This window comes from Streptomyces sp. AHU1 (assembly GCF_045343905.1).
Taxonomy (GTDB): Bacteria; Actinomycetota; Actinomycetes; order Streptomycetales; family Streptomycetaceae; genus Streptomyces; species Streptomyces triticiradicis.
In genome coordinates, this window is record NZ_CP174283.1 from 566,174 (window position 1) to 580,541 (window position 14,368).

Consider the following 14,368-nt stretch of genomic DNA (forward strand, 5'->3'; position numbering starts at 1 on the left):
GCATCAGTCCGTGGCCGTCTCCGCCAGGGTCTCGCGCACGATCCGCACCGCGCGTTCCGTGTCGGCGCGCGTCACGTCCAGGTGGAAGACGAAGCGCAGCTGGCCGGGATAGCCCGCGCACAGCAGGCCCCGGCGCGCCAGCCGGTCGCGCACCTCGTCGGTCGCGAGGCCGGGGGCCGACCTCGCGAAGACCATGTTGGTCCCGCTGGGCTCCATGGTCAGGCCCTCCACGTCCTTCAGGCCCTCGGCGAACAGCGCGGCGTGCTCGTGGTCGTCCGCGAGCCGCGTCACGTGGTGGTCGAGGGCGTGGAGCGCCGCGGCGGCCAGCACGCCGGCCTGCCGCATCCCGCCGCCCAGGACCTTGCGCCAGCGTCGTGCCTCGGCCACGAACTCCCGTGACCCCAGCAGCGCCGAGCCGACGGGCGCGCCCAGGCCCTTGCTGAAGCAGACGGAGACGCTGTCGAAGTGGCCGGCGATCAGCCGTGCCTGCTCGTAGGGGTCGCCCCCGGCGGCCACCGCCGCGTTGAACAGCCGTGCCCCGTCCAGGTGCGTGGCGAGTCCGTGGTCACGGGCGATCCGCGTGGCGGTCTTCAGGTAGTCCGTCGACACCGCCCGGCCGCCGATGGTGTTCTCCAGGCAGAGCAGCCGCGTGCGCGCGAAGTGCGGGTCGTCCGGTTTCACGGCCGCCGCGATGTCCAGCGGGTCCAGCGTCCCGTCCGCCCGGTGCGGCAGCGGCTGGGGCTGGATGCCTCCGAGCACGGCGGCTCCACCGCCCTCCCACCGGTACATGTGGGCCATCTGGCCGGCGATGTACTCGTCACCGCGGCCGCAGTGGGTCAGCAGGGCGGACAGGTTGCTCTGGGTCCCCGAGGAGACGAACAGCGCGGACTCGAATCCGAGCAGTCCGGCGATCCGCTCCTGCAGCGCGTTGACGGTGGGATCGTCACCGAAGACGTCGTCGCCCACCTCGGCCTCGGCCATCGCCCGGCGCATCGCCTCGCCGGGCCGGGTGACGGTGTCGCTGCGCAGGTCGATGAGGTGACCCGGCCCGTCGGCGGCGGCACCGGCCGCGTTCACGGCATGGGGGGCGTCGGCGGTGTCGGTGGCACGGGCGGTATCAGTGGTGGGCACACGCACACTCTGTCACGCCGGGGCCGGCCCCGGGTTCCGGGGTGGCCGCCGAGCCCGGAGGCCCGCCCCGGGACCGGCGGCACCGGCTTCGCGGCCTTCCCGTTCTCGGTCCGCCGGGCCGCCCCGCCCGTCCGTCCGGCCCTCCGCGCGCCGTCGCGATCCCGGCGGCCCGCGGTGCGGACGGGCCGCCGGGATCCCGCTCCGCCAGGGGCGGGGCCGCCCGGGGCGAGGCGGCCCTCCTCCCCCGGCGGAAGCGGCGGAGGTCGCGAGCGGGTCAGGCCCGGAACTGGTTCTCCGGGACCGGGAGCCCGTAGTGCTCGCGCAAGGTCGTGCCTTCGTACTCCTCGCGGAACAGGCCCTTGCCGCGCAGGATCGGCAGGACGTGCTCGATGAAGGCCTCCAGGCTCGAGGGCAGGGCGGGCGCCATGATGTTGAACCCGTCCGCGGCACCGCCCTCGAACCAGGCGATGATCGTGTCCGCCACCTGCTCGGGCGTGCCGATGAACTCGAAGTGGCCGCGCCCGCCGCCGAGCCGGGAGATGACCTGACGGACCGTGAGGTTCTCCCGCGCCGCGAGGTCGATGATCAGGTCGGAACGGCTCTGCGAGCCCTCCAGTTTCGGCCTGGCGAGGATGAAGTCCGGCAGGGGCGCGTCGAGTTCGAAGGCCGACGGCTCGGTCTCGAACACGGCGGCCAGCTGGCGCAGCCCGTACTCCGGAACGCGCAGTTCGTCGAACTCCCGGGCCAGCGACCGGGCTTCCGCCTCGGTCGACCCGATGTAGGGGACGATGCCGGGCAGGACGATCACGCCCTCGGGGTCGCGGCCCGCGGCCCTGGTCCGTGCCTTGATGTCGGCGTAGAAGGCGGCCGCGCGCTCGTAGGTCGTGTGGGCGGTGAAGACGGCCTCGGCGTGACGGGCCGCGAAGCCCTTCCCGTCCTCCGAGGAGCCGGCCTGGACGAGCAGCGGGTGCCCCTGGGGCGGACGCTGGACGTTGAGCGGGCCCGCCACCTTGAAGTACGCGCCCCGGTGGTCGAGCCGGTGCAGCCGCTCGGGGTCGGCGTAGCGTCCGCCGGCCTTGTCCGCGACGACGGCGTCGGACTCCCAGCTGTCCCACAGGGCCTTGGCGATCTTCAGGAACTCGTCGGCGCGGGCGTAGCGCTCGGCGTGGCCGGGGCGGTCGTCGAGGCCGAAGTTGGCGGCCTCGTCGGCCCCTGCCGAGGTGACGATGTTCCAGCCGGCGCGGCCGCCGCTGACGTGGTCGACGGAGGCGAGCCGGCGCGCGAGGTTGTAGGGCTCGTTGTAGGTCGACGAGACGGTCGCTATGAGGCCGATCCTGCTGGTCGCCTGGGACAGGGCGGTCAGCAGCGTCAGTGGTTCGAGCTGGCCCGGTGGCCTGAACTCACCGGTTCCCATGAGTGCCGGGCCGTCGGCCAGGAACAGCGAGTCGAACTTGGCGCTCTCGGCGAGCCTCGCCAGCTCGATCCAGTGGCGCAGGTCGAAGTCCGCCCGGGGGTTGCTGCGCGGGAGCCGCCAGGCCGCCTCGTGGTGGCCGGCCTCCATGAGGAAGGCGTTGAGGTGGAGCCGGCGCTGTGTCGCGGTCATGGGTTCTCTCCTTCGGGTGTCGAGGTGGATGAGGGGGCTCAGTCGAAGGTCAGCTCGGAGCTGTCGTAGCCGGCCGGGAGGAGGTTGTCGGTGATCGACCCGACGTCGACCTTCTTGGTGATCTGGCCCGATTCCAGGAAGACGTCCGCGAGCTTCTGCTCCAGCTCGATGTCGGACTTCTCGACCGGGGTCACCCGGTTCGAGTAGGCGGCCAGGGACGCCTTGGCGTCGGCCAGGGGGATGCCCTGTTCCTTCGAGAGCGCCTTCGCGTACTGGTCGGGGTGCTTGATCGCCCAGGCGTATTCACGGGAGAGCCGCTTCAGGACGTCGGTGAGGGCCGCGCGCTTGGTCCTGTCCTTCAGCGACTTGTCCGTCGCGACGTAGTAGCTGCTCGTCTGGTCGATCGGCGGGAGGCCCTTGACCAGGATCCGCGCACCGTTCTTGACCGCGATCGCGGACTGCGGGTTCCAGATCGACCAGGCGTCCACCTTGCCGGTGTTGAACGCCGTCGCGGCGGCCGCGGGGTCGAGGAAGACCAGCTCGGCGTCCTCGGGGCCGAGGCCGACGCTCTTCAGCGCGTTCAGGGCCAGTCCGTGGGCGGAACTGCCCTGCGGAACGGCGATCCGCTTGCCCTTGAGGTCGGCGGCCGTCCTCAGCTTCGAGCCCTTCGGCACGATGATGTTCTCGACCGCCTGATCGGGCGTGAGCGAGCGGTTCACGGCGACGATCTTGAAGCCGTACTCCTTCGCCGCGCCGGTGATCGGCGGTACGTCACCGACGCTGCCCAGGTCTATGTCCCCTGACGCCGCGGCCTGCACAAGAGGCGGACCGTAGGTGAAGCGGGCGAACTTCACCTTGTAGGGCGCGTTGTCGAACACGCCGGTGACCTTCGCCAGCTCCTGGCTGCCGTCGCCGCCGTTGTCGCCGATGGTGAAGGTGTACTTGCTCCACTCGGGGTGCTTCGCGCTGCTCGCGTTGCCGGCGTTGCTCAACGGCGCGGAGGTGTCCGAGGACGATCCGCAGGCGACGAGGGTGCTCGCCAGGGCGAGGGGAGCGGCGGCGGCGACGATCCTGCTGGTTGTCTTGCGCATGGTGATGTCCTGGGCTTTCTGTGCTGGGTGTCGTGGTGGGGAAGGTCAGTGCCGGCCGGCGAGGCCGAGGTCTTCCAGGAGTCGGGCGCGCAGTTCCTCGCGCGCGACGCTCGCCTCACGGTCGGCGGCGGTGAGGTGGACCTCGTGGGAGCTGCCGATGCGGCCGTCGTTCATGACGAGGATGCGGTCCGCCAGGGCGATCGCCTCGTCGATGTCGTGGGTGACGAGCAGCATGGCCGCCTGGTGCTTCGTCCGCAGGGCGCGTACGAGGTCGTGCACGCGCAGCCGGGTGATGGCGTCGAGGGCCGCGAACGGCTCGTCGAGCAGGACGAGTTCGGGCTCCGAGACGAGCGCCCTCGCCAGGGACACCCGCTGGGCCTCGCCGCCGGAGAGTTCCTTGGGCCAGGCCTTCTCGCGGCCCGAGAGGCCGACCTCGGCGAGCACCTCGCGGGCGCGCCGGTCCGCGTCGGGTCCGTGGAGGCCGAGTGTGACGTTGCGCAGGACGCGATGCCAGGGCAGCAGCCGGTCGGCCTGGAAGACGACCGCCCGCTTCGCCGGAACCTCGACGCGTCCTCCGTCGGGCCGGTCCAGTCCGGCGAGCAACCGCAGGAGGGTGCTCTTGCCGCAGCCCGAGGGGCCGAGCAGGATCACCAACTCCTCGCTCTCGATGGTGAGATCGAGTTGGTCGAGTACGGTCCGGTCGCCGAACCGCCGGACGACCCGCTCGACGACGACACCGGTCCCGCGGCGGAGATCGGTCGCGACCGTGCTGCTCATGACGCCTCATAACTGGGGCGCCACCGCAGCAGCACCCGCTCGAGAGCCCGGACGAGCTGGTCGGCGAGCAGACCGAGGAGCGAGTAGATCACCAGCCCCACGAACACCTGGTTGGTCTGCAGATAGGTCTGTCCCTGGGTGATGAGGAAGCCGAGCCCCTGGTCGGCGTTGACGGTTTCCGCGGCGACGAGACCCAGGACGCTGTACGCGAGGGAGAAGCGGAGGCCGACCAGGAAGCCGGGCAGGGATCCGGGCACCAGCACGCGCGTCACCAGACGCCAGGTGCCCGCCCCGGTCGTGCGGGTCATCTCGATCAGCCGCTGGTCGACACCGCGGATCGCGGCGAACAGGTTGAGGTACATCGGGACACCGGCGCCGAAGGAGATCAGCAGCACCTTCGTGAGCTCGTCGATGCCGAACCACACGATCATCAGGGGCAGCACCGCGAGGAGGGGGATCGTGTTGAGGACCTGTACGACGCCGTTGAACAGGTACTCACCGCTGCGCAGGAGTCCGCCGAGCACTCCGGCGACGATGCCCACCGTCAGACCGAGCGCGAGTCCGAGGCCGGCGCGTTGCAGGGAGATGGCCAGGTCCGGCCCGAGCACTCCCTGCTGCCACAGATCGACGGCGGACTTCACGATCGAGGTGGGGGCCGGGGCGTAGGTCTTCGTCAGCACCCCGGTCCGGGCGAGCGCCTCCCAGGCGATGAGGATCACGACCGGGGTCGTGTAGATGCCCAGCGGCCAGCGCAGCCGCTCGCGGAGCGCGCCGAGCGTCGTCCGTCGGCGCGCGCCGCGCGGAACGAACACCTCGCGTTCCCGCTCCTTCTCCGTCACGGCGTCCGGGCCCTTGAGGACGGCGGGAGCCGGGATGCGGACCTCGGTCATGCCGCCACCGCCAGGACGCCGGTGTAGTGCGAGGCGTCACCGACGAGTTGCTCGCTGCGGCGTCCGTCGACGCCGACCGGCACCTCTCCCGCGACGGTCACCCGGTTCAGGAGCCGCGGGTGGTCGTCGTAGTTGTCCACCGCGTAGTGCTGGGTGATCCGGTTGTCGAAGATCAGCAACTGGCCGGGGGACCAGGTCCAGCGCAGGATGTTCTCCGGACGGGTCACGTACGACTGGAGGATGCGCAGCAGATCGGCCGAGTCGCTGTGGGACAGGCCGACGATCCGTTTGGCGAACCCGCCGATGAACAGGCCGCGTTCGCCGGTCAGCGGGTGCACGCGCACGACCGGGTGCTCGGCCTCGTACGGTGTGGAGACGAAGACGCGGTCGTACTCCTGCTGTCGTGCCGTGGCGGCCGCGGGGCGGGCGTAGTCGTACTGGTTGGTGTGCACGACACGCAGCGAGTCCGCGAGGGCGCGCAGCGGTGCGGGCAGGTCGCGATAGGCCGCGGCGGCGTCGGCGATGAGCGTCTCGCCGCCGTAGGGCGTGGTCACGAGCGACCTCAGTGTCGTGACCTGCGGCGGGTTGACCACGAACGTGACGTCCGTGTGCCACTCGTTGGCCTTGGAGGTCTCGCTGTCGACGGCGAGCACGTTCGTCGTGCCGTCGACGGCCGCCACGTTGGGGTGGGCGGTGGTGAGTTCGCCGAACCAGCGGGCCACGCGCTCCTGGCCGGAGTCGTCGAGGCCCGCGTCGTCGAAGACGAGTGCCTTGTGCTCGTCGAGGGCGTCACGCAGTGCCGTGAGCGTGGAGTCGTCCGGTGGCGCCGTCAGATCGACGCCCTCGGCCACCGCGCCGATGCGGCCGGTGAGCTTGCGGATGGACACGGGCATGAGGAGGTCCTTCTCGGGAGGGGTGGGCGTACCACCGTGCGCCGGGGAACGGGCGGCGGCGATGACGGATCGCCCCGCCGCCGGGCGGGAACGGGAAAGGGGCCGCGATCACGACGCGGGGGCGGGCAGACGTCGTCCCTGCGGGAGGCACGGCCGGACGGATCCGCTCACCGAGGGGCCGATGGCCAACCGTCGGATCCGATGCCGGGCCGCTTGTCCGCCTGTGGCCGGCTACCGGTTCACAGGTCCTTCAACGACCGCGTCGGTCCGCTCGTACGGCCTCGCCGCCCGTGCGCGCCCTGCGCCGCGGACTCCCGGCCGGGGCCGGGAAGGAGAGGTACGAGTGAAGGACCTGGAAGAAGTCGCCGAGAGGTCGGATGCGGCGATCCCGCGGAACTGCAGCTACGGAAAAGCAGTTTGACACTGCGTCAGTCACGTAGGCTGCATCGGTGCGAGGTGCGCGGTCGGTGCGCACCGGTCGCTGCCGGGGACGGCTACCGGGTCAGCGACAACAGAAGGCGCTGGCGACGTGCGCCAGATCGATGTGGCGCCGCCGGGTGAGTTCCACGGGCGGGTTCATGGAACGGGAGTTCAGCAGACGTCCGCCGGAGTGGTCAAGAAAATCGGAGCGGGTCTTGCATCGCGGACACGGAGGGGTTCTCCGTTTGTCCGGAACTCCTTGGCCCGGCAGGACGGTTCCGCGTCGGCCGACGGCTCGCGCCAGGCCGGTGCGGACGGGGGCGGAGAGGGCCGGGCGGAGCGGCCGACCCCGTGCGGGTCGCGCACCCTCCCGCGCGTGAGGCCGGCGGACCCCGGAGCAGGATCGGCGCCCGTCCGGAGCGGCGGATCCGCCGCGGCCTTCGGCGGATGAAACGCACGTCTGGCTGGTTCGTGACGGCGCCATGTGGTTATCTGGGCTCATGACCGTGCTCGTGACCCGCCGCCACGTCGATTACGTGCGTGTCACCACCACCGGTTGTCCCGCCACGAGCTGACCACACGCTCGGGCTTCTGACCAGCACTTCTTTCACCCCTTCCTTCACCGCGCAGCGCCGACCTCCGCCGTCGTACCGGCAGTGGTCCGTGGCGCCGTGGTTCCTCGCACCTTCCCCATCTCACCCTCCGTACAGGGAGCAGCACCATGAGCCAGCCCATCGATTCCGTCACCGCCGGCCACACCCCGGAAGAGGTGCCCGCGGGACCTGACACCTCGGCATGGTCCTTCGAGACCAAGCAGGTTCACGCCGGGGCCGCTCCCGACCCGACGACCGGCGCCCGGGCGACCCCGATCTACCAGACGACGTCGTTCGTGTTCCGGGACACCCGGCACGCGGCCGACCTGTTCTCGCTGGCCGAACCCGGCAACATCTACACGCGCATCCACAACCCCACCCAGGACGTCTTCGAGCAGCGGATCGCCGCGCTCGAGGGCGGCGTCGCGGCCGTCGCGCTCGCCTCCGGGCAGGCGGCGGAGACACTGGCCGTCCTGACGCTGGCGAGCTCGGGCGACCACATCGTCTCCAGTACGTCGCTGTACGGCGGCACGTACAACCTCTTCCGGCACACGCTGCCCAAGTTCGGCATCGAGGTGTCCTTCGTCGACGACCCCGACGACGTCGAGGCCTGGCGGGCCGCCGTCCGGCCGAACACCAAGGCGTTGTTCGCGGAGACGCTGGGCAACCCGCGCGGCAACGTGCTGGACGTACGCGCGGTCGCGGACGTCGCGCACGCCGAGGGGGTGCCGCTGATCGTGGACAACACCGTCCCCACCCCGTACCTGCTGCGACCCCTCGAGCACGGCGCGGACATCGTCGTGCACTCGGCCACCAAGTTCCTGGGCGGGCACGGCACCGCCATCGCGGGTGTGGTCGTCGACGGCGGCACCTTCGACTTCGGCGCGCACCCCGACCGGTTCCCGGACTTCACCGAACCGGACCCGAGCTACCACGGCCTGCGGTACTGGCCGGCCCTCGGCCCCGGCGCCTTCGCGGTCAAGCTCCGGGTGCAACTGCTGCGCGACCTCGGCCCGGCGCTCTCCCCGCACTCCTCGTTCCTGCTGCTGCAGGGTGTGGAGACGCTGAGCCTGCGCATCGAGCGGCACTCGGCGAACGCCCGGGCGCTCGCCGAGTGGCTGGAGCGGCGCGACGAGGTCGCCGCCGTCCACTACCCGGGCCTCGAGTCCAGCAGGTGGTACGAGGCGGGACGGCGGTACCTTCCGCGCGGCGCCGGCGCCGTGGTCTCCTTCGAGCTGCGGGACGGAGTGGAGGCGGGCAAGCGGTTCGTGGACGCGGTCGAGCTGTTCAGCCACCTCGCCAACATCGGCGACGTACGCAGCCTGATCATCCACCCGGCGTCCACCACCCACAGCCAGCTGGACGAGGAGCAGCTCGCGGCGACCGGCGCCGCACCGGGCCTGGTGCGTCTGTCGGTCGGCATCGAGAACCTCGCCGACCTCAAGGCGGACCTGGAGGCGGGCTTCCGCGCGGCCAAGGGCGCGTCCTGAACACGACGGTGACGCCTCCTCAGGAATCCCTTCCGCCGGCCACCGGTGCCTGGCGGGAGGGGGACCCGCCGGGACGACGCCGGTGGTACCGCCGCGAGAAGCCGCTCTCGCTGGAGGCGGGCGGTGAACTGCCGGAGATGCGGCTCGCGTTCGAGACCTGGGGACGGCTCGCGCCGGACGCCTCCAACGCCGTCCTCGTGCTGCACGCCCTCACCGGGGACAGTCACGTCACCGGACCTGCCGGACCCGGGCACCCCACCCCCGGCTGGTGGGACGGCCTCGTCGGACCGGGACGCGCCCTGGACCCGGACCGCTGGTTCGTCGTGGCGCCGAACGTCCTCGGCGGCTGCCAGGGCAGTACCGGTCCCTCCTCGCTCACACCGGACGGGCTCCGCTGGGGCGGTGACTTCCCCTTCCTGACCCAGCGCGACCAGGTGGCGGCCGAGGCGGGCCTGGCCGACGCGCTCGGCATCGACCGCTGGGCGCTGGTGGTCGGCGGCTCGATGGGCGGGATGCGGGCGCTGGAGTGGGCCGTGTCGTACCCCGGGCGAACCGGTGCGCTCCTGCTGCTCGCCACGACCGCCGCGGCGAGCGCCGAACAGATCGCCTGGGCCGACGTCCAGACGCGGGTCATCCGCTCCGACGGGAACTGGCTCGGCGGCCACTACCACGACACCGGCCGCGGCCCGCACACCGGACTCGGCCTGGCCCGGCGGATCGCCCACGTCACCTACCGCAGCGAGCCGGAGCTCCACGTCCGCTTCGGCCGTACGCCCCAGGGCGCGGAGGACCCCTGGAGCGGCGGCCGGTACCAGGTCGGGTCCTACCTGGACCATCACGCCGGCAAACTGGTGCGCCGCTTCGACGCGGGCAGCTACGTCGTGCTGTCCGAGGCCATGAACAGCCACGACATCGGCCGGGACCGCGGTGGCGTGCGCGCCGCCCTGCGCCGGGTGACCGCCCCCACCCTGGTTGCGGGGGTCGACTCCGACCGCCTCTACCCGACGGCCCAGCAGGCGGAACTGGCGGCGGGCATCCCCACCGCGGACGGTCTCAGACTGATCGAATCCCCCTACGGCCACGACGGCTTCCTCATCGAGGTGGAACAGGTCGCGGCGCTCGTGGGCGAACTCGTTTCCCCGGACGCGTCATCACCTTGCCGTCGGGCAGGAGGCCCCGGACCGGGTGCCCCTCGGTGAAGGCGCGGGGTTCGGCTGTCCCGGCCTCCCGTTCCGCGGGACTCCGGCGGACGGACCGCGGAGAGCCCGGGACAACGGTGCCGGCACGCCGGGGCCGGATCACGGCCGGCCGGCCCGGTCGTACCGCCGCCCGTGCCGCGGCCGGTCGTCCCCCGCACGGCGACGGCGCGCGGGCGGCCCGCCCGAGAGCCGGGCCGCGGTCGAACGGGCGGCCCGTGAAGCCGGGCTGCGCGGGTGCCGGTCAACATCCTGCACATGTGGGAGCGGGTGCCGGAGCCCACGGCACAGGCCCCGCAGCCCGGTACCGGGACCGGGCAGCCTTGGGGCGAGGTTCTCCGCGATTCCGCCGAGGACCTCCGGTTGCGCCACCCCGGCGTCGAGGTGACCGCCGAGCACGTGGCCGGTCGCCCCGGCGAGGTGCTGCCCGCAACCGCCGAGAAGGCCGAGCTGCTCGTCCTCGGCTCGCGGGGGCTGAGTGGAAGCGGCACCGGCCTGAGGGGCGTACACGGTTGGAGCCCCCCGTACCACCTCGACCGCCCGACCACCGTGCTGGAGAGGTACGACCGGATCGCCCGGTGGCACGCATCCGCACTCGGCGAGGCGCTGACCCGACGGCGCCAGAAGTACCCGTCCCTCGAAGCGGCCGAGGAGTTCCGCGCGGGCAGCCCGGCGGGCCGGTGGGTCGACGCCTCCCACCACGCGTCCCTGGTGGTCGTCGGCAGGCGGGCTCACCCTTCGGGACGGTTCGGCGTACGGGACGGTGGAGACGGAGTCGTCCCGGGCCACGCGTCTCGGCACGGCCTTCTCGGCGTCGCCCGAGGCCGTGTGCCGACCGGCCGCCTCATGAGCCATGTCGAGGCCGACGCCGGGGAGCCCTGCCGGCTCGTCGGGTGCCCGCGGCCGGGTGAAGGCCTGGCGGGTCAGGCCGTGGACGGTGAGACGTCACGGCGTCGTGGAGCCGGGGGCCGCCCGCTTCTTGCGGGCCCGAATCACACGGTGCGCGGCTTCGCTCCGCTTCTCCGTGCCTTCCTGTGGCCCTCGGCTCACTTCCATGACAGCTCGGCACCTCGGCGACGTGTAGGGCCGGAGGGCCCCGGCGACCGGCCGACCGGCCCACGCCCGCCGTACCGGTCGGCCTCGCGTCAACACCGCAGCAGGACCTTGAGAGCACCCGTGGTGGCGCCTCGGGCGATGCGTCTCATAGGCGTCCTCCGTCCGGTCGAGGGGAAGGCGTCGGTGACCAGACCGGAGACGGGCAGGTCACCCTGCGGGCGACGGTGGACGGAGTGGTCGGCGAAGGGCACGCGCACCAGCTCGGCCCGCGTTCCGTGGATCCCGTCGCCCAGAAGTCACCCGCCGCCCGCGCCGCAGCGTCCGAAGGTGGTGTCACGGCATTCCCGGCAGTGGCCGCACGCCGACACGGCCGACACGATCACCTGGTTGCCGGAGCGCAGGTGGTGGACGCCGGGTCCCGCCTCCACGCCCTCGTGACCGAGAACGGTGCCCGGTTTCGCCTCGGGTAGGTCGCCCCGCAGAATGCGCAGGTCGCCGCCGCAGACGGTGGTGGCGTCGACGCGGACGATCGCGTCGGTCGCCTCCTCGATCACGGGGTCCGGGACGGTGTCCCAGGAACTCTGTCCCGGGCCGTGGTGGACGAGCGCTCGCACGGTACTCACTCCCCCGCCCCCTGGTTCCACGGTCGCTCCGGCCCGGCTCCCGGGCGACCGGGTCGCCCGCCGGGGGAAGCGTTCTCCGTCTCCCTCGGTGGCTCCCGGCTCTGGCTAGTCGGGTTCCATGTAGGGCCTGCGGAAGACCGGTGCCCGGCCCGTGCCGGACGGCCGTACGGCGGCCAGGGCCCGGGAGGCGGCGGACTCCAGCGGCCCGCTGGTGTCGATGGTGACGGCCTCGGGCCAGGCGGGTTCCGTGGCCGCCATGGCGGCGGCCACGTCGAGACCGGCGTCCGACGGCCCCGGGGAGCGCGCGCCCAGGCGGGCCGCCGAGACCTCGTCCGGCACCTCGCAGTGCAGGGCCACCAGGTCGGCGCTGGTGCGCTCGGCCACCGCCTGGGCCGCCGTACGCTGCTCCGTGGAGGTCCAGGTGGCGTCCAGGACCACGGATTCGCCGGACGACAGCAGGACGGCCGCGCGGTCGAGCAGGGCGGCGTAGGTCCGGGCCGTCCACTCGGGTGTGTACAGACCCTCACCGTAGGCGGCCGCCGCCGACCGCTCGGGCGGGATGCCCGCCAGTTCCTTGCGGAGGCGGTCGCTGCTGAGGAGGGTGGCCTCCAGCCGGTCGGCCAGGGCTCCGGAGAGGGTGGACTTCCCGCTTCCCGGCAGCCCGCCGACGAGTGTCAGTCCGACGGCGGCGGTACGCAGGTGGCGCAGGGTCGTGGAGACCAGACGCCGTGAGGCCGGCTCCGCACCCGGTGCCCCCTGCTCCGCCTGGATGAGCGACACCTTGGCGCGGACGAACGCGCGGTAGGCGACGTAGTGGTGCCACAGTGACGGGGGTGCGGGGTCGCCGGAATACTCGCCGTAGCACGCGAGGAAGTAAGCCGCCGCCTCCGGGGCGCCGAGCTGTTCGAGGTCCATGGCGAGGAAGGCGGCGTCGTCGAGACCGTCGACGTACCGCAGGTGGTCGTCGAACTCGAGGCAGTCCAGGACACGGGGACCGTCGTCGAGGCAGAAGATGTCCTCGGCCAGCAGGTCGCCGTGCCCGTCCACCACCCGCCGCTGTCCGATGCGGGAGTCGAACAGCCGCCCGCGCCCGGCGAGATAGCGGCGTACCAGCCGCTCGACCTCGGGTACCCCGTCGGGCACGGGGCCCTCCCCGGCCAACGCGCGGATCTGCGCGAAGCTCGCCTCCCACCGGGCCGCGAGCGCGTCCCGTGTGCCCTGTGCGTCCACGTCCCGGCCTCGGGGCGCCTCCGCGTGCCAGGCGGCGAGCCGTCTGGCCACGGCGCGCAGCACGTCGTCCAGCGGTGCACCCGATCGCACGAGCCGGGACAGGCGCCGGTCCGCCGGCATCCGGCGCATCACCACGAGCGGCTCACCCACGTCGGCACCAGGAGTGGAGACCTCCCCCAGGCCCAGGTACACATCCGGCGCGAAACGGCGGTTGAGGGCGACCTCGCGTTCGCATGCCGCCCTGCGTGCCGCCCCTGTCGTGTAGTCGAGGAACCCCAGGTCCACGGACTTCTTGACCTTGTAGGCACGGTCGTCGGCGAAGAACACGATCGCGGTGTGGGTCTCGCACACCTCCGCCCGGGACGGCGGCCCCGGGGAACGAGCGGGGTCAGCCATGGGGGACGACGGCCACGGGGCAGCGTCCGTGATGGAGGGCCGCGTGGGCCACGGGGCCCAGGTGCGGTGCCACACCGTGCCGGTGCGCGCGCCGGCCGACGACCAGCAGCGCGGCGCCCTCGGCGGCCTGGAGGACGGCCTTGCCCGGGCTCGTCAGGCGGATGCTGTCGGCGACCCGCACCTGTGGGTACTTCTCGCGCCACGGACGGAGCATCCTGGTCAGCTCCTGCTGCGCCTCCCCCGTGATCTCCTGGGCGACCTCGTGGTCCGCACCCCAGGGCATGCGCGCGTGGAGCGGCACGCTGCGGCCGTGGACGGCCAGCAGCGGCACCTGCCGGGCCGCGGCGGTGTGGAACGCGAAGCCGAGCAACGCCTCGGCGGAGCCGTTCAGCTTCAACGCCACGACCACGCGCTCCGCCGGTGCGGGGGGCGATCCGCCCTCCGCCGGTTCCGCACGGACCAGGACGACGGGCCGCTCGGCCCGCGCGACGACCGGCATGCTGACGTCGCCCATGAAGTAACTTTCCACGGTCTCCAGCCCGCGGGAGCCGAGCACGAGCATCTCGGACTCCGAGGCAGCCTTGATCAGGGCCTCCTGCGCGTCCTCCGGGACCAGATCGGCGACGACGGTCAGGTCCGGGTGGTGTGCCCGCAGTTCGGCCTGTGCGGTGTGCACCAGACGCCTGGCCCAGTAGTTCTGGTCGACCTCGGCGGCGGTGTCGGCCGGTTCCGGGGCCAGCAGCGGCCAGGCGTGCAGCAACCGCAGGGCGAGTCCGCGCTTCTCGGCCTCCTCGGCGGCCCAGCGGGCGGCGGCGAGGCTCTCGGGTGAGCCGTCGAGGCCCACGGTGACGACGGGTTGCATGGCGGAGGCCTCCGTCTGGTACGAGGCGGGAGATGACGGTGCATGGCGTGGGACGAGTCCGATGGCGCGCCCTGGCCGGACGTCGCCGGCCTGCCGGGTACGGCGCGTTCCCTCCCT

General features: G+C 72.5%; 11 protein-coding genes and 1 pseudogene. 3 read left to right on the top strand and 9 right to left on the bottom strand.

The window, feature by feature from the left end; translation table 11 throughout:
* Nucleotides 1–3: 3 nt before the first annotated feature.
* From ltaE to ACICHK_RS02675, 6 genes are all read right to left on the bottom strand, one after another.
* Nucleotides 4–1,131 carry a low-specificity L-threonine aldolase gene (ltaE, locus tag ACICHK_RS02650; RefSeq protein ID WP_406835454.1) on the bottom strand — a complete coding sequence of 376 codons (1,128 nt, stop codon included), beginning with the start codon at nucleotides 1,129–1,131 and terminating at the stop codon, nucleotides 4–6.
* Nucleotides 1,132–1,405: 274 nt separating this feature from the next.
* Nucleotides 1,406–2,734 carry an LLM class flavin-dependent oxidoreductase gene (locus ACICHK_RS02655; protein WP_406835455.1) on the bottom strand — a complete coding sequence of 443 codons (1,329 nt, stop codon included), beginning with the start codon at nucleotides 2,732–2,734 and terminating at the stop codon, nucleotides 1,406–1,408.
* Nucleotides 2,735–2,772: 38 nt separating this feature from the next.
* Nucleotides 2,773–3,825 carry an ABC transporter substrate-binding protein gene (locus ACICHK_RS02660; RefSeq protein ID WP_406835457.1) on the bottom strand — a complete coding sequence of 351 codons (1,053 nt, stop codon included), beginning with the start codon at nucleotides 3,823–3,825 and terminating at the stop codon, nucleotides 2,773–2,775.
* Between the two features lie 45 nt (nucleotides 3,826–3,870).
* Nucleotides 3,871–4,602 (bottom strand): ABC transporter ATP-binding protein, encoded by a 732-nt coding sequence (locus ACICHK_RS02665; protein WP_406835459.1) that lies wholly within the window; start codon nucleotides 4,600–4,602, stop codon nucleotides 3,871–3,873.
* Nucleotides 4,599–5,492, bottom strand: a complete 894-nt coding sequence (locus tag ACICHK_RS02670) for an ABC transporter permease (RefSeq protein WP_406835461.1) — start codon at nucleotides 5,490–5,492, stop codon at nucleotides 4,599–4,601. Before ACICHK_RS02670 ends, ACICHK_RS02665 begins: the two co-directional genes overlap by 4 nt.
* Nucleotides 5,489–6,385 (bottom strand): TauD/TfdA dioxygenase family protein, encoded by an 897-nt coding sequence (locus ACICHK_RS02675; protein ID WP_406835463.1) that lies wholly within the window; start codon nucleotides 6,383–6,385, stop codon nucleotides 5,489–5,491. Before ACICHK_RS02675 ends, ACICHK_RS02670 begins: the two co-directional genes overlap by 4 nt.
* Before the next feature lie 1,141 nt (nucleotides 6,386–7,526).
* Here ACICHK_RS02675 and ACICHK_RS02680 point away from each other — a divergent pair.
* The 3 genes and pseudogenes from ACICHK_RS02680 to ACICHK_RS02690 form a co-directional block, all read left to right on the top strand.
* Entirely contained in the window at nucleotides 7,527–8,888 is a 1,362-nt protein-coding gene (locus ACICHK_RS02680; protein ID WP_406835464.1) for a bifunctional o-acetylhomoserine/o-acetylserine sulfhydrylase, read from the top strand.
* A gap of 8 nt (nucleotides 8,889–8,896) precedes the next feature.
* Nucleotides 8,897–10,087, top strand: coding sequence for a homoserine O-acetyltransferase (locus tag ACICHK_RS02685; RefSeq protein ID WP_406835466.1), 1,191 nt, complete (start codon nucleotides 8,897–8,899; stop codon nucleotides 10,085–10,087).
* A 234-nt stretch (nucleotides 10,088–10,321) separates the two neighbouring features.
* A pseudogene (locus tag ACICHK_RS02690) lies at nucleotides 10,322–10,570 on the top strand (universal stress protein); the annotation flags it as partial.
* An 866-nt stretch (nucleotides 10,571–11,436) separates the two neighbouring features.
* Here the strand turns inward: ACICHK_RS02690 and ACICHK_RS02695 are convergent.
* The 3 genes from ACICHK_RS02695 to ACICHK_RS02705 all read right to left on the bottom strand — a co-directional run bounded on the left by ACICHK_RS02695 (nucleotide 11,437) and on the right by ACICHK_RS02705 (nucleotide 14,251).
* On the bottom strand, nucleotides 11,437–11,763 hold the full coding sequence (locus tag ACICHK_RS02695; protein WP_406835467.1) for an alcohol dehydrogenase catalytic domain-containing protein: 327 nt from the start codon (nucleotides 11,761–11,763) through the stop codon (nucleotides 11,437–11,439).
* A 105-nt stretch (nucleotides 11,764–11,868) separates the two neighbouring features.
* Nucleotides 11,869–13,389 (bottom strand): AAA family ATPase, encoded by a 1,521-nt coding sequence (locus tag ACICHK_RS02700; protein ID WP_406835469.1) that lies wholly within the window; start codon nucleotides 13,387–13,389, stop codon nucleotides 11,869–11,871.
* The gene (locus ACICHK_RS02705) at nucleotides 13,382–14,251 is read right to left on the bottom strand and encodes a universal stress protein (protein WP_406835470.1); all 870 of its coding nucleotides are present in this window, start codon (nucleotides 14,249–14,251) and stop codon (nucleotides 13,382–13,384) included. Before ACICHK_RS02705 ends, ACICHK_RS02700 begins: the two co-directional genes overlap by 8 nt.
* Nucleotides 14,252–14,368: the final 117 nt, after the last annotated feature.

Excerpts from the sequence above, each read along its gene's own strand:
- ACICHK_RS02700 (WP_406835469.1), bottom strand. The coding sequence starts at position 13,389 with ATGGCTGACCCCGCTCGTTCCCCGGGGCCGCCGTCCCGGGCGGAGGTG.
- ACICHK_RS02675 (WP_406835463.1), bottom strand. The coding sequence starts at position 6,385 with ATGCCCGTGTCCATCCGCAAGCTCACCGGCCGCATCGGCGCGGTGGCC.
- ACICHK_RS02660 (WP_406835457.1), bottom strand. The coding sequence starts at position 3,825 with ATGCGCAAGACAACCAGCAGGATCGTCGCCGCCGCCGCTCCCCTCGCC.
- ACICHK_RS02655 (WP_406835455.1), bottom strand. The coding sequence starts at position 2,734 with ATGACCGCGACACAGCGCCGGCTCCACCTCAACGCCTTCCTCATGGAG.
- ACICHK_RS02680 (WP_406835464.1), top strand. The coding sequence starts at position 7,527 with ATGAGCCAGCCCATCGATTCCGTCACCGCCGGCCACACCCCGGAAGAG.
- ACICHK_RS02665 (WP_406835459.1), bottom strand. The coding sequence starts at position 4,602 with ATGAGCAGCACGGTCGCGACCGATCTCCGCCGCGGGACCGGTGTCGTC.
- ACICHK_RS02670 (WP_406835461.1), bottom strand. The coding sequence starts at position 5,492 with ATGACCGAGGTCCGCATCCCGGCTCCCGCCGTCCTCAAGGGCCCGGAC.
- ACICHK_RS02705 (WP_406835470.1), bottom strand. The coding sequence starts at position 14,251 with ATGCAACCCGTCGTCACCGTGGGCCTCGACGGCTCACCCGAGAGCCTC.